Below are 17884 nucleotides of genomic sequence, written 5' to 3'. Positions count from 1 at the left end.
CCGCTCCTCAGCCCTGCTCGGCCAGGAGCCGGTCGGTGATCTCCTCGATCCCGGCCCGTCCGGCGGGTGGGGGGGAGGTCAGCCGATGGGGGCCGGGGTCAGCCGCGCCAGACGTCCGAGGTGAGCGTGACCCTGCCGGAGGACGGCACCGTGGCCGTGCGGTTGGCCCCGCTCTCCCAGGTCACATTGCCGCTCGCGTCCTTGCGGATGTACTTGTACTCGAACGTGGTGCCGGCGGGCAGGTTCACGTCGAGCTTCCAGACCGGGTACGTCGCCGGGTCCAGCTTCAGCGCGCTGCCGGTGTTCCAGTTGCCGAGGGCGGACTGGTTGCCGGTGACGCAGATGTTCTGGCCGAGCTGGGTGGTGGCGTTGACACCGAAGGAGGCGCCGGAGGTGCCCGTCTCCGTGCCGGGGCCGGTCGGGTCGGTGGAGCCGCCGCCGCAGGTACGGGCGCCGGTGTGCAGGGCGAGGGCGGTGCCGGCGCCGAGGGTCGCGGTGAACTGGCCGGAGCCGTTGACCGTGACCCCCTTGCCGGACTGGACGTCGCAGTAGTCGCCCGCGGGCAGCGACGTCTGGAACGTACGCGTCAGCGAGGAGCCCTCGTGGTTGATCGCCACGTACGCCTTGGAGCCGCGCCCGAAGGCGATCTGGTCGCCGCCGTTGTCCCACCAGTCGGTGACGGCCTCACCGCGCGCGGTGTTGCGGAAGCCGACCATGGAGGAGATCTCGCGCCAGGCGTGCTGGCACTTCCATCCGTCGCTGTAGCAGGCGTTCACCGTGCCGCCGTTGGGCGGGCCGGCGTCCTTGTCGGACCACTCGTAGCCGGAGTGGACGTCGGGCGAGCCGTAGGGCCAGGCCAGCATGAACACGCTGGCGAGCGTGTAGTCGGCGCCGTTCTTGTAGTTCAGCGTCTCCCCGTTGCGTTCGGTGTCGTGGTTGTCGACGAACACCGCGGCCTTGGAGGAGGACATGAAGCCCCAGCCCTCGCCGAAGTTCTTCAAATTGGCGAGGTTCTCGTTGTTGAACACCTGCTTGAGGCCGCGGGCGTAGCGGAACTCCTGTACGTCGCCGTTCCCGGCGTACTCGTCGGGCGAGACTGCCTCGCCGGCCCCGTAGATCGCCTCCTGCTTCCAGTAGGCGTTGGGGTTGCTCAGCCGGGACTTGATGTTGGCGAGGTCGCCGGCGGGCATGTGCTTGGCGGCGTCGATGCGGAATCCGTCGACGCCGAGCGAGAGCAGGTCGTTGAGGTAGCCGGCGATCTTCCCGCGTACGTAGTCCTCACCGGTGTCCAGGTCGGCGAGCCCGACCAGTTCGCAGTTCTGGACGTTGGCGCGGTTGCCGTAGTTGTTGATCTCGGAGGTGCAGTCGTCCATGTCGTACGAGGAGTACAGCCCGGGGTAGTTGTACTTCGTGTACGAGGTGCCGCCCGTGCCGGTGCCCGAACCGCTGGTCATGTGGTTGATGACCGAGTCCGCGACCACCTTGACGCCCGCGCTGTGGCAGGTGCTGACCATGTGGGCGAAGGACGTGCGGTCGCCGAGCCGTCCGGCGATCTTGTAACTGACCGGCTGGTACGAGGTCCACCACTGGCCGCCCTGGATGTGTTCCTGGGGCGGCGAGACCTGGACGAAGCCGTATCCGGCGGGGCCGAGGGTGTCCGTACACGCCTTGGCGACCGAGTCGAACTTCCACTCGAAGAGGACGGCGGTGACGTCCTTGGTGCCCGGGGCGGACGCCTCGGCCGTCGTGGCGGGGACCACGAGGGCGGCGGCTCCCGCGACGAGGGCGAGCGCGGCAGACAGGGGTCTGCTGGCCATGTTTTCCTCCTGCTGTGGGGGAAATGCGGGTGACGGTGCAGCCTCATCGGCAACGCGCCCTGCCCTCAAGGCTCCTGAAGGTTCTTGCTGCAAGAATGCAAACCTTGCCGCAGCGAGACCGTACGAGCCCGGCAGGTCCCGGTCAACCCTTTGGACACCGCCCGCTCACATCCACGAAATACCGCAGATTTCTTCCTGCAAGGTCTTACGCAAGACATTGCAGCCCTGTTACGTTTCTCCCGACTCCGGTCCGGTCGGCCGGGGGTCCCGTTACCCCGGGCCCCACGCGCCCGGCCGGCCGGACCGGTCAGGACATGAGAGGCACCGGCAGTCACACCTCCCCGCCGGCCCGACCGGGCCGACTGCCGGTGCCTCTCCTGTGACCGCCCGCCCCGGGCAACGAACCGTTCCCGGGCCGCGGCTAGGCTCGCCCCCATGTGGCCAGGAGAGCAGTCGTCCCCCGATCAGCCGAACACGCCGGGCGTGCAGCACAGTTCGCCCCCGGCGGGACCCGGCCGGGGCGGCCCCGACTGGCACGCCGCCCCCACGGTCGGCATGAACGCCCCCGAACCGCCCCGCCCCCGCCGCAACCGGACCACGATCGCCGTGGTGGCCGCCTCCGCGGCGGTCGTCGTGGCCTGCGCGGCGGTGGGCTACCTGGCCCTCCGCGACGGCGGGAACGACGAGGCCGGCCCGCAGCCGGCGCCCACCGCGAGCGCGTCCGCGAGCACCGACGGCACGGACCGGGGGGCCGGAGGCGGCGGCTCGGACCCGCTCGTCCCCGGCTGGAACACGGTGGTCAACGCCAAGCGCGGCATCACCTTCGACGTGCCCGCCTCCTGGAAGCGCCAGTCCGCGGACTGGGTGAGCTACGTCTCGGAGAACGACGACCCCGACGAGAAGCCGCTGGTCGCCATGATGGCGCCGGCTGTTCTCAAGGAGAAGTGGTGCACGTCCGACGACGCCGAGGACGGCACCCCCGACACGTACGCCCTCGCCTCGGTCGGCACCACCGGCGAGCAGGGCGCCACCAGCGCGGCCGGGGCCGCCGAGGACACCGCCAGGACCTGGGTCTACGGCCTCTACACCCAGCCCGACCGCTCGCGCCTCACGGTCGGTGAGCCCGAGTCGTTCCGGACGAAGTCGGGTGTCGAGGGCAGCCTGGTGACCGTCACCTCGTCCGGGACGCCGAAGAAGGGCACGTGCGACACCGACGGCAAGGCGGTGACCTTCGCCTTCAAGAACGCGGAGGGCAGGTTCGTCTCGTGGACCTACGTCGGAGCGCACGGCGTCCAGGACGAGGTGTCCGACGCCACGATCCGCCGGATCCTGGGCACCGTACGCCTCTTCAAGGACGGCGACGGCGAGGGCTGACCCGGCCCGGGACCGGCGCCCATGCGCACCGGACGGCCCTGACCGGGCGCGGACCTGTCTTCGTCCGCGTCCCGGCAGCGCACCGCCGCTCCCGGACACGCGTGAGGGCCGGGTCCCCCCTCCGGACCCGGCCCCTCCACCGCCCGCTCACGCGCTCCGCAGCGCCGCCGTCGAGCCCCGGACCACCAGCTCCGGCTGGAACACGTACTCCGTGCGCTGCACGGGGCTGCCGCCGATCTCTTCCAGCAGCGCGCCCACCGCGGCCGCCGCCATCGCCTGGACCGGCTGGCGGACCGTGGTCAGCGGCGGGTCGGTGAACGCGATGAGCTGCGAGTCGTCGAAGCCCACCACGGACACATCGCGCGGCACGTCGAGCCCGCGGTCCCGGGCCGCGCGGACCACGCCCAGCGCCATCAGGTCGCTGCCGCAGACGATGCCGGTGCACCCCCGGTCCAGCAGCGCGCCCGCCGCGACCTGGCCGCCCTCCACGCTGAACAGCGTGGAGCAGACCAGGAGTTCGGCGTCCGCCCGGTCCAGGCCGAGCACGGAGACCGCGGCGTCCACGAAGCCGTCCCGCTTCCGCCGGGAGGGGACGTAGCGCTGCGGCCCTATGGCCAGGCCGACCCGGCGGTGGCCGAGTTCGGCGAGATGGCTCACGGCCATCCGCACGGCGGCGGTGTCGTCGGGCGAGACGAACGGCGCGCTGATCCGTTCGTTGTACCCGTTGATCAGGACGAACGGCACCCCGCGCTCGGACAGCGCGGCGTAGCGCGCCGGGTCGGCCGAGGTGTCGGCGTGCAGCCCGGACAGGAAGACGATGCCGCCGACGCCGCGCTCGACCAGCTGCTCGACCAGCTCGTCCTCGGTGGCGCCGCCGGGCAGCTGGGTGCAGAGCACCGGCGTGTAGCCGTGCCCGGCGAGCACCTGTTCCACGGACTGGGCGAACGCCGGGAAGATCGGGTTGGTCAGCTCGGGGGTGACCAGCCCGATGAGCCCGGCGCTGCGCTGCCGCAGCCGCACGGGCCGTTCGTAGCCCAGGATGTCGAGCGCCGCGAGCACCCGCTGACGCGTGGTGTCCGCGACGCCCGGCTTGCCGTTGAGGACCCGGCTGACGGTCGCCTCGCTGACGGACGCCTGGCCGGCGATGTCCGACAGCCGCAGCGCACCGCCCGCGCCGGGGCCCCGTGGCAGGGGGACGGTCGTCACACCGTCCACCACACCGCGGTGTCCGCGGGCAGCTCGACCGTGTCGCCGTCGGCCCGGACCGGCGCGCTGGACAGCAGGACCGTCCCCTGCGCGGGGATGCGGACCGGGGCGCCGGTGGTGTTGACGGTGCAGACGAACCCGGGGCGGGCGAACGCGAGCAGCCCCTCCGGAACGTCCAGCCAGCGCACCTCGGCGCCCGCGCCGAGCCCGGGGTGCGCCCGGCGGGCGGCGATGGCGGCCCGGTACAGCTCCAGGGTGGAGCCGGCCGCGCCGGTCTGCGCCTCGACGCTCAGCTCGCCCCAGCCGGTGGGCTGCGGGAGCCAGCTGCCGCCCGCGCCGAAGCCGTACGAGGAGCCCTCGCGGGTCCACGGGATCGGGACGCGGCAGCCGTCGCGGAAGCCGTCCTGGCCGTCGGCCCGGAAGAACGACGGATCCTGGCGGGCCTCGTCGGGCAGGTCGGTGACGTCGGGCAGGCCGAGCTCCTCGCCCTGGTAGACGTAGGCGGAGCCGGGCAGCGCCAGCATCAGCATCGTGGCCGCGCGGGCCCGGCGCAGGCCCAGCTCGCGGTCGCCGGGGGTGCGGATCTGGGTGCCGAGGCCCGCCGGGTTGGCGAACCGGGTGGCGTGCCGGGTGACGTCGTGGTTGGACAGCACCCAGGTGGTGGGGGCGCCGACCGGCCGCATGGCGTCGAGCGAGCTGTCGATGACCTCGCGGAGCGCTGCGGCGTCCCAGGCGGTGGCCAGGTACTGGAAGTTGAACGCCTGGTGCATCTCGTCGGGGCGCACGTAGTTGGCGGTGCGCTCGACGGTGGGCGTCCACGCCTCGGCCACCGCGATCCGCCCACCCGTCGCCCGCCCCCGCCCTTCTGCGGAAGGCCCTGCGGGGCCCATCGTGTCGGGGTACTCGTCCAGGATGGTGCGCCAGCTGCGGTAGATCTCGTGCACCCCGTCCTGGTCGAAGAACGGCATGACATCGTTTCCGAGCAGCTTCAGCTGGTCGTGGGTGCCGAGGTCCGGCAGTCCCTCGGCCTTGACCAGGCCGTGCGCGACGTCCACGCGGAAGCCGTCGACGCCCATGTCGAGCCAGAAGCGCAGGATCGAGCGGAACTCGTCGGCGACGGCCGGGTGCTCCCAGTTGAAGTCGGGCTGCTCGGGCGCGAAGAGGTGGAGGTACCACTCGCCGGGGGTGCCGTCCGGGTTCACCGTGCGGGTCCAGGCGGGGCCGCCGAAGATGGACTCCCAGTCGTTGGGCGGGAGTTCGCCGTTCGCGCCCTTGCCGGGGCGGAAGTGGTAGCGGTCGCGCAGGGCGGAGCCCGGGCCCTCGGCGAGTGCGCGCTTGAACCACTCGTGCTGGTCGGAGGAGTGGTTGGGCACCAGGTCGACGATGATCCGCAGGCCCAGTCCGTGGGCGTCGCGGATCAGCGCGTCGGCGTCGAGCAGGCTGCCGAACATCGGGTCGATGGCCCGGTAGTCGGCGACGTCGTACCCGGCGTCGGCCTGCGGGGACGCGTAGAACGGGCTGAGCCAGACCGCGTCGACGCCGAGCTCCTTGAGGTAGGGGAGTCTGCCGCGTACGCCTGCGAGATCGCCCATGCCGTCGCCGTTGCCGTCGGCGAAGCTGCGCGGATAGACCTGGTAGATCACCGCGTCCTGCCACCAGCCGGTGCGGTGGCCGGCGGCGTCGTCGGACGTACCGGTGGAGGGGGCAGCGAGGTGCTGGGTCATGTCGTCCCTGGGGTGTCTGGGTGGGGGGCGGCGCCGGGACCGGGTCGGGATTCCGGCGCCACCGTGACTGGTGCGTGCGTGCGGGCGTGCTCAGCCCTTGACGGCTCCGGCGGACATGCCGGTGACGAGGTGCTTCTGCGCGAACAGGAACACCAGGGCCGCGGGTATCGCGATCAGTACGGACGCGGCGGTCATCGGGCCCCACTGGGCGCCGTACTGGTTGACGAACAGCTGGAGGCCGCCCGCGAGGGTGAGGTTGTCCTCGCCGACCATGAAGGCGGACGCGTACGCCACCTCGCCCCAGGCGGTGATGAAGGAGTAGAACGCGGTGACCGCGAGGCCCGGCTTGGCCAGCGGCAGGATGAGCCGCCAGAACGTGCCGAACGGGGTGAGTCCGTCGACCTGCCCGGACTCGTCGATCTCGCGCGGGATGGTGTCGAAGAAGCCCTTCATCATCCAGGCGCAGAACGGCACCGAGATGGTCAGGTACGTGATGACGAGACCGGCGGGCTTATTGAGCAGCCCCATGCCGGCCATGATGTTGTAGATCGGCACGATGAGGACGGCGACCGGGAACATCTGGGTGATCAGCAGCGTCCACATCAGCCCGCGCTTGCCGGGGAAACGGAAGCGGCTGACGGCGTAGCCGGTGGAGGCCGAGACGATGACGCCGATGAGCGTGGTGAGGCCCGCGACGATCAGCGAGTTGCCGAACCAGGTCAGGAACTTCGTGTCCTTGATGAGGTTCGTGTAGTTCTCGAACGTCGTGTCCTTGAAGAAGTCCGTGGTGGTGGCGAACTCGGCGGGCTTCAGCGAGGTGAGCAGGACCCACAGCACGGGGAAGACGGCGATCACGGACGCGACGATCAGCGTCAGGTGCAGTGCGGTGGAGGCCAGCGGCGAACGCTCGCCGCGCGGCCGGACCTTGGCAGGGCGCTGCGCGGAGTGCCGTGCGGTGGGGGTGGGTGCGGTGGTCACCAGTCGTCTCCCTGGGTGCGCAGGACTCGCCGGTAGACCGCGGCGAAGATCAGCAGGAGTACGAGGATCAGCACGCCCCACGTGGAGGACTGCGCGAAGTCGCGCGGGCTGATCTCGAAGGAGAACTTGTACGCCTGGGTGACCAGGATCTGGGTGGCTTCGCCGGGTCCGCCGCGGGTGAGCAGGAAGATCACCGGGAACATGTTGAAGGTCCAGATGGTGGAGAGCAGGATGACGGTCGTGGAGACCGGCCGCAGTCCGGGCAGCGTGACGTGGCGGAAGCGCTGCCAGGCGGTGGCGCCGTCCATCTCCGCGGCCTCGTACTGCTCGCTGGGGATGGACTGGAGGCCGCCGAGCAGGGCGACCATCATGAACGGCACGCCGAGCCACACGTTGACGACGATGACGGAGACCTTGGCGATGGTCGGGTCGCCCAGCCAGTCGATGCCGTCGATGCCGCCGCCGGCGAGGATCTTGTTGAGCAGCCCGCGGTCCTGGTTGTAGAGGAAGCGCCAGGCGAAGACGGAGACGAAGCCGGGGATGGCCCAGGGCAGGATGAGCGCCATCCGGTACGCGGAGCGGCCGGCGATCTTCCGGTTGAGGATGTTGGCCAGGGCCATGCCGAGGCCGAAGGTGATGGCCACGCAGGAGACCGTCCACACCAGGGTCCACCCGAGCGTGCCGAGGAACTGGTTGCCGGTGAGCGCGTCGGCGTAGTTGTCCAGGCCGACGAAGTCGTACGTGGCGGGCAGGTGGTTGACACCGATGGACCGCGCGACGTTGCGCTCGTTGGCGTCGGTCAGCGACAGGTAGATGCCGCGGACCAGGGGGTAACCGATGATCACGCCGATCACGACGACGACCGGGGCCACCATCGTCCAGGCGTACCAGTGCGTCGACAGGGCCCGCCGTATCCGTCCCGGCGGCGGGGGGTTACCAGTACCGCGGCTCCGGCCGCGGGCGACGTCGTCGCCCGCGGCCTTCACCACCGACTGGCTGGTGTGGACAGCCATCAGCCGGCCTGCCTTCCTGAGTTACTTCCAGCCCTTGAGGAGCTTGCGGTAGGAGTCGCCGGTCGTCTTGACCGCCTTCTCCGGGGTCGTCTGGCCGGTGAGGACCTTGGTGTACTCGGTGACGAGCGGCGCGAAGAGGCTGCCGGTCTCCGGGATCCAGGGGCGCTCGACGGCGCTCTCGACGACCGGCTTGAAGAAGCCGACGATCTCGTTGTTGACGACCGGCTCCTCGGCGTAGGCGGAGGTACGGGTCGGCAGGAGGTTCAGCTCCTTGGTGACCTGGGCCTGCGTCTTGACGGAGGTCATGTAGTCGACGAAGGCGTAGGAGGCGTCCAGGTTCTTGGAACCGGCGTAGACGGCCAGGTTGTGACCGCCCTGCGGGGCACCCTGCGCGGCGGAGCCGGACGGGACCGGGGCGACGCCCAGGTTGGCCTTGTCCTTGAACTCCTTGCCGGTGTAGGTGTCGGCGACGGCCCACGGGCCGTTGATCATCATCGCGACGTCGCCGTTCTTGAACGACGCCTGCATGTTCTCCCAGCCGTCCGTGGCGTCCGTCTTGGCGGCGCCCGAGTCGACCAGGTCCTTGACGACCTTCATGGCCTTGACACCGGCGGCGTCATCGATGGTGACGGTCTTGTCGGCGGCGTTGACCATGTCGCCGCCCTCGCCGTACAGGAAGGACAGGAACCAGTAGGCGTCGTCGCCGCGCAGGTAGAAGCCGGTCTTGCCGGTCTTCGCCTTGATCTTCTTGGAGACGGTCTTCAGCTCGTCGATGGTGGTCGGGACCTCGACGCCGGCCTCCTTGAACATCTTCTTGTTGTAGAAGATGCCCATGGAGTCGATCACCTGCGGCACCGCGTACGTCTTGCCGTTGTACTTGGTGGACGCGGCGGCCTGCTTCAGGAAGTCGTCCTGCTTCTGCAGGGCGGAGGTGCCGTCCAGCGGGGCCAGATAGCCGAGGTCCGCGAACTCGGGGGTCCAGGCGACCTCGGAGCGGATCACGTCGGGGGCGCCGGAGCCGGCCTGCGCCGCGTTCTTGAACTTGTTCTGCGCGTCACCGAAGGGCACGTTGACGTACTTGACGTCGACCTTCGGGTGCAGCTTCTCGAAGCCCTCGGCGATCTTCTTGAAGACCTTGTCCTCGCTGCCCGCGGTGGAGGTGTCCCACCACGTCACGGTGCCGGAGAGCTCGCCCGAGCTCTTGGAACCGCCGTCGGACTTGTCGTCATCGCTGCCGCAGGCGGTCGCCGCGAGCGCCAGGGCCGCGACCAGGGCGGTGGCCGTTATGCCACGTCGCATCTGAACTCCTTCAACTGCCGTACCGCTCCGTCGCGGCGCCGGGTCGACGTGAACGTAACAAGGATGAAAGACGACCGAAAGACTTTGCGGAAGATTTCTGCAAGCACCGGCGATCGTTACATTGGCGTGTCCTCAAGGTTGCCGTCAAGCCACTTGACGAAACTCCCCGATCCCTGCCACAGAGGGCCCACCAGCCCTGATTCCGCAGTGCGACGATCTGACCGCAGCCGGCAAACGGGGACCGCAAGACCTTGCAAGATGTTGCCGCCGGATACGACGAGGCGCCGCTCCGGGCGCCCCGGGGCGGCCGGTCCCGCCCGATTCCTGTGCATGGTGGGCAATCCGACCCGCTCCCGGTACAGTCCATTGCCATGACCGCACGGCTTGCCGATATCGCAACTCAGGCGGGGGTCAGCGAAGCGACGGTCAGCCGCGTACTGAACGGCAAGCCCGGGGTAGCCGCTGCCACCCGTGAATCCGTACTCGCCGCCCTCGACGTACTCGGCTACGAACGGCCCGTACGGCTGCGCAGGCGCAGCGCGGGGCTCGTCGGCCTGATCACGCCCGAGCTGGAGAACCCGATCTTCCCGGCACTCGCCCAGGTCATCGGGCAGGCGCTGACCCGGCAGGGCTACACCCCGGTCCTCGCGACCCAGACCCCGGGCGGCTCCACCGAGGACGAGCTGACCGAGATGCTGGTCGACCGGGGCGTCTCCGGGATCATCTTCGTCTCCGGGCTGCACGCCGACACCTCGGCGGACATGGGGCGTTACGAGCAACTGCGCGCCCAGGGCGTCCCCTTCGTCCTGGTCAACGGCTTCTCGCCCAAGGTGCAGGCACCTTTCATCTCGCCGGACGACCGGGCCGCGATGCGGCTCGCGGTGACGCATCTGGTGTCGCTGGGCCACACCCGGATCGGGCTCGCGGTCGGCCCGAAGCGCTTCGTGCCGGTGCTCCGCAAGATCGAGGGCTTCCACGCCACGATGCGCGAGCAGTTGAACCTGACGGCGGACGAGGTCGAGGAGCTGATCCAGCACTCCCTCTACACGCTGGAGGGCGGCCAGGCCGCCGCCTCCGCCCTGATGGAGCGGGGCTGCACGGCGGTGGTGTGCGCGAGCGACATGATGGCGCTGGGCGCGATCAGGGCCGCCCGCCGGCTCTCCCGCGAGGTCCCGCGCGACCTGTCGGTGGTGGGATACGACGACTCGCCGCTCATAGCGTTCACCGATCCGCCGCTGACCACGATCCGCCAGCCGGTGACGGCGATGGGCCAGGCCGCGGTGCGCACGCTCCTGGAGGAGATCGGCGGCACGCCCGCGCCGCACAGCGAGTTCGTCTTCATGCCGGAGCTGGTGGTACGCGGCTCCACCGCGGCGGGCCCCGGCCAGGACGCGGCCGCCCCCGCCGCCCTTCCAGGATCGCACGCGAGGGCGTAACCGGCCCGTCGCACACCCTGGGCACCGCCGCCGGACGTGCAACTCGCGCTCCGCCGGAGGATCATCGGGCAGAGAAGGCAAATCTGGCAGACTCTGTGCCTATGGGTGAATTGAGCGTGAAACGACAGGAAGGCCGCACGGAGGCCACCCCGTCACCCATCGTGAACGAGGCGGCTCCCGAGGCGAACACCAAGCAGTCCGGTCGCGTGCACGGGCTGGGCAGAGCGCTCGACAGACCACTCGATCACGTCGTGTCCCGGCTGCGCTCCCCACGGTCGCCCCGGCGGCCCCGCCTCTGGTTCGAAATCCTGCTCGTCGCGGTGAGTTACTGGGTGTACTCGCTGGTGCGCAACGCGGTGCCGGAGCAGAAGGCCGCGGCCCTGGCCAACGCGGACTGGCTGTGGTCGGTCGAACGCTTCCTGGGCATCTCGGTCGAGCAGTCGGTCAACCACGCGGTGAACTCCGTGACATGGCTCATCGTGTCGATGAACTACTACTACGCGACGCTGCACTTCATCGTCACGATCAGTGTGCTCGTATGGTTGTTCCGTCGGCATCCGGGCCGGTACGCGGCAGCCAGGCTGGCCCTGTTCGCCACCACGGCCGTCGCGCTCCTCGGCTACTACCTGTACCCGCTGGCGCCGCCCCGCCTGATGAACGGCGGCCACTTCATCGACACGGTCCTGGTCCACCAGACGTGGGGTTCGATGGCGTCGGGCAACTTCAAGAACATGTCCAACCAGTACGCGGCCATGCCGTCGATGCACATCGGCTGGTCCCTCTGGTGCGGCCTCACCATCTTCGCCCTGGCCTCCGCCCCCTGGGCGCGCATCCTGGGGCTGCTCTACCCCGCGGTCACCCTGATGGTGATCGTGTCGACGGCGAACCACTTCTGGCTGGACGCGGTGGGCGGCATGGGCTGCCTGGCGTTCGGCTACGCGGTGTCGTACGCGTGGTACGGGTCGCTACCGCACCGGCTGCCCAGGTGGATCCCGCGCAAGTCGAACCGCCCTCGCCTCGGCGCGCTGGGGGCGCAGCCCCATCGCGAGCCCGCGGCGACCCGCCGCTGACCCCCGGGGCTCCGCCCCGGACCCCGCTCGTCAATCGCCGGAGGGGCTTGCTTCCGCCACCGCTCACCCCCCGTAGAAGCGCTCATCCACGACCCCCCGCGCCCGCCGCGTGACCCGGCGGTAGTCGTCCAGCATGTCCCCGACATGCCCCTCCTCGTACCCCAGGTACCGCCCGACGGCGCTGAGCTCGCGCGGGACCGAGGGGAACGTGTCGCCCGGGCGCCCCCGTACGAGCATCACCGCGTTGCGGACCCTCGTCGCCAGGACCCACGCCTCGTCCAGGGTCTGGGCGTCGTCCTCGGAGATCAGGTCCGCCGCGCGCGCCGCGGCCAGCGCCTCGCGGGTGCGGGTGGTCCGCAGGCCGGGCACCTCGTGGCCGTGGCGCATCTGCATCAGCTGGACCGTCCACTCGACGTCGCTGAGCCCGCCGCGCCCCAGTTTCGTGTGGAGCGTCGGGTCCGCGCCGCGCGGCAGCCGCTCCGACTCCATCCGGGCCTTGAGCCGCCGGATCTCGCGGACGGCGTCATCCCCCAGCCCGTCCGCCGGGTACCGCAGGGGGTCGATCAGCTCCACGAACTCCGCGCCCAGGTCCATGTCCCCGGCCATCGGCTCGGCCCGCAGCAGGGCCTGGCTCTCCCAGCCCAGGGACCAGCGCCGGTAGTACGCGTCGTACGACTTCAGGGTGCGTACGAGGGGCCCGTTCTTGCCCTCCGGGCGCAGGTCGGGGTCGATGAGCAGCGGCGGGTCCGCGGTGGGCAGCTGGAGCAGGCGCCGCATCTCGGAGACCACCCGGTTCGCCGCCCGGCCCGCCTCCTGCTCGTCCACGCCCTCCCGGGGCTCGTGCACGAAGAGGACGTCCGCGTCGGAGCCGTATCCCAGCTCGTGCCCGCCGAACCGTCCCATGCCGATGACGGCGAACCGGGTCGGCAGGGTGTCGCCCCACTCCGCGCGCACGGCGGCCCGCAGCGCACCGGCGATGGTGACGGCGTTCAGGTCCGTGACGGCGCTGCCGACCCGGTCCACGAGGGCTCCGGGGTCGGGCTCGGCGGGGCTGTCCTCCGTACCGTACGAGCCGATGAGGTCGGCGGCCGTCGTGCGGAACAGCTCGCGCCTGCGCACCCCGCGCACCACCGCGACGGCCGTCTCGGCGTCGTCCGCGCGGCCGACGGCGGCCAGCACCTCCTGCTCCAGGTGGTCCCGGCTGCGCGGGGCGAGTCCCTGCGGGTCGCCGAGGATGGAGACGGCCTCGGGGGCGCGCAGCAGCAGGTCCGGGGCGAGCCGGCCGGCCGACAGGACCCGGGCGAGGTTCTCGGCCGCGGCCCCCTCGTCGCGCAGGAGCCGCAGGTACCACGGGGTCTTGCCGAGCGCGTCGGACACCTTGCGGAAGCCGAGGAGCCCGGCGTCCGGGTCGGCGGAGTCCGCGAACCAGCCGAGGAGCACGGGCAGCAGGGTGCGCTGGATGGCAGCCTTGCGGGAGACCCCGGACGACAGGGCCTCCAGGTGCCGGAGGGCGGCGGCCGGGTCCTCGTAGCCGAGGGCGACGAGCCGGGCGGTGGCGGCCTTGGTACTGAGCCGGGACTCGCCGGGCGCGAGCTGGGCGACGGCGTCGAGCAGCGGCCGGTAGAACAGCTTCTCGTGCAGCCGGCGCACCACGGACGCGTGGCGCCGCCACGCCTGGTTCAGTTCGGCGATGGGGTCGGTGCGCAGCCCGAGGGAGCGGCCGAGGCGCCGCAGGTCGGGCTCCTCGTCGGGGACGAGGTGGGTGCGGCGCAGCCGGTAGAGCTGGATGCGGTGCTCCATGGCGCGCAGGAAGCGGTAGGCGTCGTCCAGCTGTACGGCGTCGACGCGCCCCACGTAACCGCCCTCGGCGAGCGCCCCCAGCGCCTCCAGGGTCGATCCGCTGCGCAGGGCGGGGTCGCTGCGGCCGTGCACGAGCTGGAGGAGCTGAACGGCGAACTCGACGTCCCGCAGCCCGCCGGGGCCGAGTTTCAGCTCCCGGTCGACGCGGTCGGCGGGGATCGTGTCGACCACGCGGCGGCGCATCTTCTGGACGTCGGGGACGAAGTTCTCCCGGTCCGCGGCCTGCCAGACGAGCGGCGACACCGCCTCGACGTACTCCTCGCCGAGCGCCCGGTCCCCGGCCACCGGCCGGGCCTTCAGCAGCGCCTGGAACTCCCAGGTCTTGGCCCAGCGCTGGTAGTACGCGAGGTGCGAGGAGAGCGTACGGACGAGGGGGCCGTTGCGGCCCTCGGGCCGGAGGTTGGCGTCGACGGGCCAGATGGTGCCCTCGACGGTGGTGTCGGAGCAGATCCGCATGAGGTGCGAGGCGAGCCGGGTCGCGGCCTGCATGGCCTTGCTCTCCTCGGCGCCGTCGGCGGGCTCGGCGACGAAGATGACGTCCACGTCGGACACGTAGTTCAGCTCGTGGCCGCCGCACTTGCCCATCGCGACGACCGCGAGCCGGCACTGCGCGGCGTCGTCGGGGGCGGCGGCGGATGCGATGCGCAGGGCGGCGCGCAGGGTCGCGGTGGCGAGGTCGGCCAGCTCGGCGGCGGTCTCGGCGACGTCGGTCGTACCGCAGACGTCCCGCGCGGCGATGGACAGCAGACACCGCCGGTAGCCGACGCGCAGGGCGTCCGGATCGTCCGCCCCCGCCAGCTCCCCCTCGAACTCGGCGACCCCGGGGTGCAGATCGGCGGCCTCGTACGTGACGAGGGCCTGCCAGTCCCGGGGGTGCCGGGCCAGGTGGTCACCGAGCGCCTCCGACGCGCCGAGGACCCCGAGCAGCCGGTCCCGCAGCGGCTTGGCGGTGACCAGGGTGTCCAGCAGGATCTGCCGCTCACCCGACTCCTCCGCCTCGACCAGCCGGACGAGGCCGCGCAGCGCGAGGTCGGGGTCGGCGGTGGCCCCGAGCGCGTCGAGGAGCACGGAGTCGGAGCGTACGGACGCGAAGCCGGGCAGGTCGAGCAGCCGCTCGGCGGCGGACGGGTCGGTGAAACCGTGCCGCAGCAGTCGGGTGAACGTACTGCTCCTGCGCCCCGGCACCATGGTCATCCCGCGCTCTCCCGCTCGCCGCCCGATCAGCTCCCAGCCTTCGGAGTTTAGGCGGTGCGGGCGCGGGGCGCGGGGAGCGGCCGGGGTGCGGGTGCACGGCCGTGCCGGCAGGGCGCTTCGCCCCGCGCCTTCGGCGTCCCGGTCACGGCGCCGCGGGCCGTACCGGCGGCGTCCCGGTGACGACGGTCGCGTACCGCTCCTCGCAGGAGACGACGCGCGCCACGAGCCCGCCGTCCGCCAGGACCTTCTCCGCGGCCTCGGCCTGCCGCTCGCTCGTCTCGGCCAGGAGGCTGCCGCCCGGGGCGAGCCAGCGGGGCGCCTCCGCGGCGACCCGGCGCAGGACGTCGAGACCGTCGCCGCCGCCGTCGAGTGCGACGAGCGGTTCGTGGACGCGGGCCTCGGCGGGGAGGAGGGCGACGTCGCCGGTCGGGACGTACGGCACGTTGGCGAGGAGCACGTCGACGCGCCCGCGCAGGGCGCCGGGCAGGGGCGCGAAGAGGTCGCCCTCGTAGACGCGCCCCCGGTCCCCGATGTTGCGCCGGGCGCAGCGTACGGCGGCGGGCTCGACGTCGGCGGCGTGGAGCTCGACCCGGCCCAGGGCGGCGGCGAGCGCGGCGCCGAGCGCGCCGGACCCGCAGCACAGGTCGACCACGACGGCCGGGTCCGGGGCGAGGGCGACGGCCTGCTCGATCAGGAACTCGGTGCGGCGGCGGGGGACGAAGACGCCGGGGTCGACGGCGATCCGCAGCCCGGCGAACTCGGCCCAGCCGAGGACGTGTTCGAGGGGGTGCCCGGCGGCGCGCCGCTCGGCCATGGCGGCGACCTGGGCGGGACCGGTGGCGGTGGCGGCGATGAGCGCGGCCTCGTCCTCGGCGAAGACGCAGCCGGCGGCGCGGAGGGTGGCGACGAGGGAGGACAGGTCGGACGGTGACAGCGGAACGGACATGGTGCGGAGCCTTTCGGAGGAACGCCGAGGGGTGCTCCGCGGCAGGCCCTAGGTCCGGTCGGCCACGCGTTCGCGGGAGGGGAGCACCCGTGTCGAAACAGCGGTAATGGGTCCCACCTCCTTGGTCATGTCCCCGTGCGGGGATGCGAAAGACTACCTCAGGTCCCGGTGCCGGCCGGGCCGGTACTCGTCGCCGCCGTTCTGCCGCCGAGGTCGTGCGTACGCCGCCGCCGGCCCGGGCCCGCCTGCGTTCCGGTCCGCGACACTGCCGGATGATGAACCATGTGAGCGTTCCAGCGAGTTCTTCCGCCGGCGCCTGGGTCTTCGGACTGGAGGAGATCCCGGCCGCTGACACGGGCGAGTGCGGCACAGTGCGTCAGGTCGCCCCGGTCTTCGGAAGGACTCTGATCAGAGCCCCCGAGGACGCACCTCAGGCGTTGCGATGGGCAGCGGAGGAGATCGTCGACCAGTGCGGGCCGGACTGGACGGCCTCGGCCTTCCTTCTGCAATGGCTCAGGATCGAAGCGGGCGACGAGCTCCGGCTGGGTGTGGAGAGCTGCTCCCTGGAGCGCGTCCCCGGTGACCGGATCCGGCTGCACGCCCACTACAACCAGTGGGAGGACCTGGTCGTCCCCCTCTCCGCTGTTCGGCGCATGCTGATCGACATGATGCACTTCCTGCTGGCCGAGGCCCGCCACCCGCTGCCCGAGTGGCGCGTCAGACGGCTGGGCGGGCGGGAACGGAGCCACAGCCGCACCGCCGGCTAGGCGCCGTCCCGGTCGCGCTCCAGGCCGGGTCCTCGGGGCCCCTGGGGCGCGCAGGCCGGCCGTCGCCCGCCGGCCGGTCATGGGGCGCCCTCCGCCTTGTCGCGCCGGATCGTCAGCGCGTTCCGGGTCCATCGCGTGTCACGGTGCTCCTCCCCGAGCACGCGGACCGTGTCGGCCACCCCGCCCGCTCCCGCGAAAACCGCGCCACGCGCTCGATGATCCGTGCAACCGTCACTGTCGCCCGGCAGTGAGCGCCAGGTCATGGATCAGGAAGTGGAGCTGCACGTCGTCCGTCGACTCCGCCCACAGTCCCTCGGCGTCGAGGACGGAGGCCGCGACCATCCGGGCCTCAGCGACGAGTTCGGGATCGTACGTGAAGCCCGGCCAAGGAAGGACGGGGTAGCCGTTCTCCTCGCCGAACTGTCGCACCCTCTCCATGTCGCCCAGGGCGGCACAGGGGAGCGACTCGTTCGCCCAGGACCACAGCCAGGTCTGCTGGGCCGGGCTGACGCTGCCGATCACGGTGAGTCGGCCGGTGAGGAAGACCTCGCCGTCACGGGACCACGTGATCCGCGCGTCGTCCATCGACCAGTCGTACTGCACGTCTCCTGACAGGCCGAAGCGCTCGACCATGAGTGCCTGTCGCGAGCGGGCACGCTCCCGGGCCGCGAGCACGACCGCTTCCCAGCCGGAGTGGTCATGCGTCGAGCGGTCGCCCACGTTGCCTCCTCGTGCGGAACTGTCGGCAAGATCCTGCCACCCTGACCAGTGGCCGGACTTCCCGGGCCCGGACTTGCCGGTGCCCGGACGGACCGCTTGCGGCTCATCAATGACGGTCCCTGAACGATGCCGGCGTCGACCGCTCCGCTACACCGCAAGCGGCCGCACGGCCTCAATGGCATCGAAGATGTCGGCGTCGGTCTCCCGCTGCCACGCGGGCGACGCATCCCGGTCGGCGACGTACCCGGCCTTCGGCTCCCCGGGAAAGTGCCGCCGCACACCGGCGATCCAACTCTCCCGAAACAGCCGCGCACCTTCGGTCTGCGACATGAACACGCCTCTCTTCACCGTGTGTTGAGCACACCGATCTCCGCCCCGGGCTCCGCCACACGTCGGTCGCCGTTCAGGGGCCCGAGCTCGTCGCGCAGGGCACGAAGCCACGGGCGACATAGCCGGACCCCGAGGTGCGCGCCAAGCCGA

Annotated in this window: 14 protein-coding genes; 4 read left to right on the top strand and 10 right to left on the bottom strand. The window is 71.5% G+C overall.

What is annotated here, in order from left to right; genetic code table 11:
• Positions 1–98: 98 nt before the first annotated feature.
• Positions 99–1817: a carbohydrate-binding module family 20 domain-containing protein gene (locus ACN6LM_RS13165; RefSeq protein WP_445065523.1), complete on the bottom strand. Its 1719-nt coding sequence runs from the start codon at positions 1815–1817 to the stop codon at positions 99–101.
• Positions 1818–2372: 555 nt separating this feature from the next.
• Between ACN6LM_RS13165 and ACN6LM_RS13160 the strand changes: the two genes are divergently transcribed.
• Entirely contained in the window at positions 2373–3191 is an 819-nt protein-coding gene (locus ACN6LM_RS13160) for a hypothetical protein (RefSeq protein ID WP_445065527.1), read from the top strand.
• Between the two features lie 147 nt (positions 3192–3338).
• On the opposite strand, the gene ACN6LM_RS13155 is transcribed toward ACN6LM_RS13160, so the two are convergent.
• The 5 genes from ACN6LM_RS13155 to ACN6LM_RS13135 form a co-directional block, all read right to left on the bottom strand.
• Positions 3339–4409 (bottom strand): LacI family DNA-binding transcriptional regulator, encoded by a 1071-nt coding sequence (locus tag ACN6LM_RS13155; RefSeq protein ID WP_405897441.1) that lies wholly within the window; start codon positions 4407–4409, stop codon positions 3339–3341.
• On the bottom strand, positions 4394–6121 hold the full coding sequence (locus ACN6LM_RS13150) for a glycoside hydrolase family 13 protein (RefSeq protein ID WP_445065522.1): 1728 nt from the start codon (positions 6119–6121) through the stop codon (positions 4394–4396). The genes ACN6LM_RS13155 and ACN6LM_RS13150 overlap by 16 nt, the downstream gene beginning before the upstream one ends.
• A 90-nt stretch (positions 6122–6211) precedes the next feature.
• Positions 6212–7102, bottom strand: coding sequence for a sugar ABC transporter permease (locus tag ACN6LM_RS13145; RefSeq protein WP_445065526.1), 891 nt, complete (start codon positions 7100–7102; stop codon positions 6212–6214).
• The gene (locus ACN6LM_RS13140) at positions 7096–8112 is read right to left on the bottom strand and encodes a carbohydrate ABC transporter permease (RefSeq protein WP_445065521.1); all 1017 of its coding nucleotides are present in this window, start codon (positions 8110–8112) and stop codon (positions 7096–7098) included. The genes ACN6LM_RS13145 and ACN6LM_RS13140 overlap by 7 nt, the downstream gene beginning before the upstream one ends.
• A gap of 21 nt (positions 8113–8133) precedes the next feature.
• Positions 8134–9411 carry an extracellular solute-binding protein gene (locus ACN6LM_RS13135; protein ID WP_445065520.1) on the bottom strand — a complete coding sequence of 426 codons (1278 nt, stop codon included), beginning with the start codon at positions 9409–9411 and terminating at the stop codon, positions 8134–8136.
• Between the two features lie 371 nt (positions 9412–9782).
• Between ACN6LM_RS13135 and ACN6LM_RS13130 the strand changes: the two genes are divergently transcribed.
• Both ACN6LM_RS13130 and ACN6LM_RS13125 read left to right on the top strand, forming a co-directional pair.
• Positions 9783–10847, top strand: a complete 1065-nt coding sequence (locus ACN6LM_RS13130; protein WP_445065519.1) for a LacI family DNA-binding transcriptional regulator — start codon at positions 9783–9785, stop codon at positions 10845–10847.
• A 116-nt stretch (positions 10848–10963) separates the two neighbouring features.
• Entirely contained in the window at positions 10964–11917 is a 954-nt protein-coding gene (locus ACN6LM_RS13125; RefSeq protein ID WP_445065518.1) for a phosphatase PAP2 family protein, read from the top strand.
• Positions 11918–11980: 63 nt separating this feature from the next.
• On the opposite strand, the gene ACN6LM_RS13120 is transcribed toward ACN6LM_RS13125, so the two are convergent.
• Positions 11981–14971 carry a bifunctional [glutamine synthetase] adenylyltransferase/[glutamine synthetase]-adenylyl-L-tyrosine phosphorylase gene (locus ACN6LM_RS13120; protein WP_445065517.1) on the bottom strand — a complete coding sequence of 997 codons (2991 nt, stop codon included), beginning with the start codon at positions 14969–14971 and terminating at the stop codon, positions 11981–11983.
• A gap of 142 nt (positions 14972–15113) precedes the next feature.
• Positions 15114–15917, bottom strand: coding sequence for a putative protein N(5)-glutamine methyltransferase (locus tag ACN6LM_RS13115; protein ID WP_445065516.1), 804 nt, complete (start codon positions 15915–15917; stop codon positions 15114–15116).
• A 284-nt stretch (positions 15918–16201) separates the two neighbouring features.
• Here ACN6LM_RS13115 and ACN6LM_RS13110 point away from each other — a divergent pair, with 284 nt between their 5' ends.
• On the top strand, positions 16202–16684 hold the full coding sequence (locus ACN6LM_RS13110; protein ID WP_445065515.1) for a hypothetical protein: 483 nt from the start codon (positions 16202–16204) through the stop codon (positions 16682–16684).
• Between the two features lie 231 nt (positions 16685–16915).
• Here the strand turns inward: ACN6LM_RS13110 and ACN6LM_RS13105 are convergent, their stop codons facing one another.
• On the bottom strand, positions 16916–17404 hold the full coding sequence (locus ACN6LM_RS13105) for a DUF6882 domain-containing protein (protein ID WP_445065514.1): 489 nt from the start codon (positions 17402–17404) through the stop codon (positions 16916–16918).
• 147 nt (positions 17405–17551) lie between these two features.
• The gene (locus tag ACN6LM_RS13100) at positions 17552–17734 is read right to left on the bottom strand and encodes a hypothetical protein (protein WP_445065528.1); all 183 of its coding nucleotides are present in this window, start codon (positions 17732–17734) and stop codon (positions 17552–17554) included.
• Between the last annotated feature and the right edge of the window lie 150 nt (positions 17735–17884).

Source organism: Streptomyces sp. SAS_281 (genome assembly GCF_052542855.1).
Note: the sequence above shows the minus strand (reverse complement) of the source record. Positions and strands in the feature narration are given on the sequence as shown.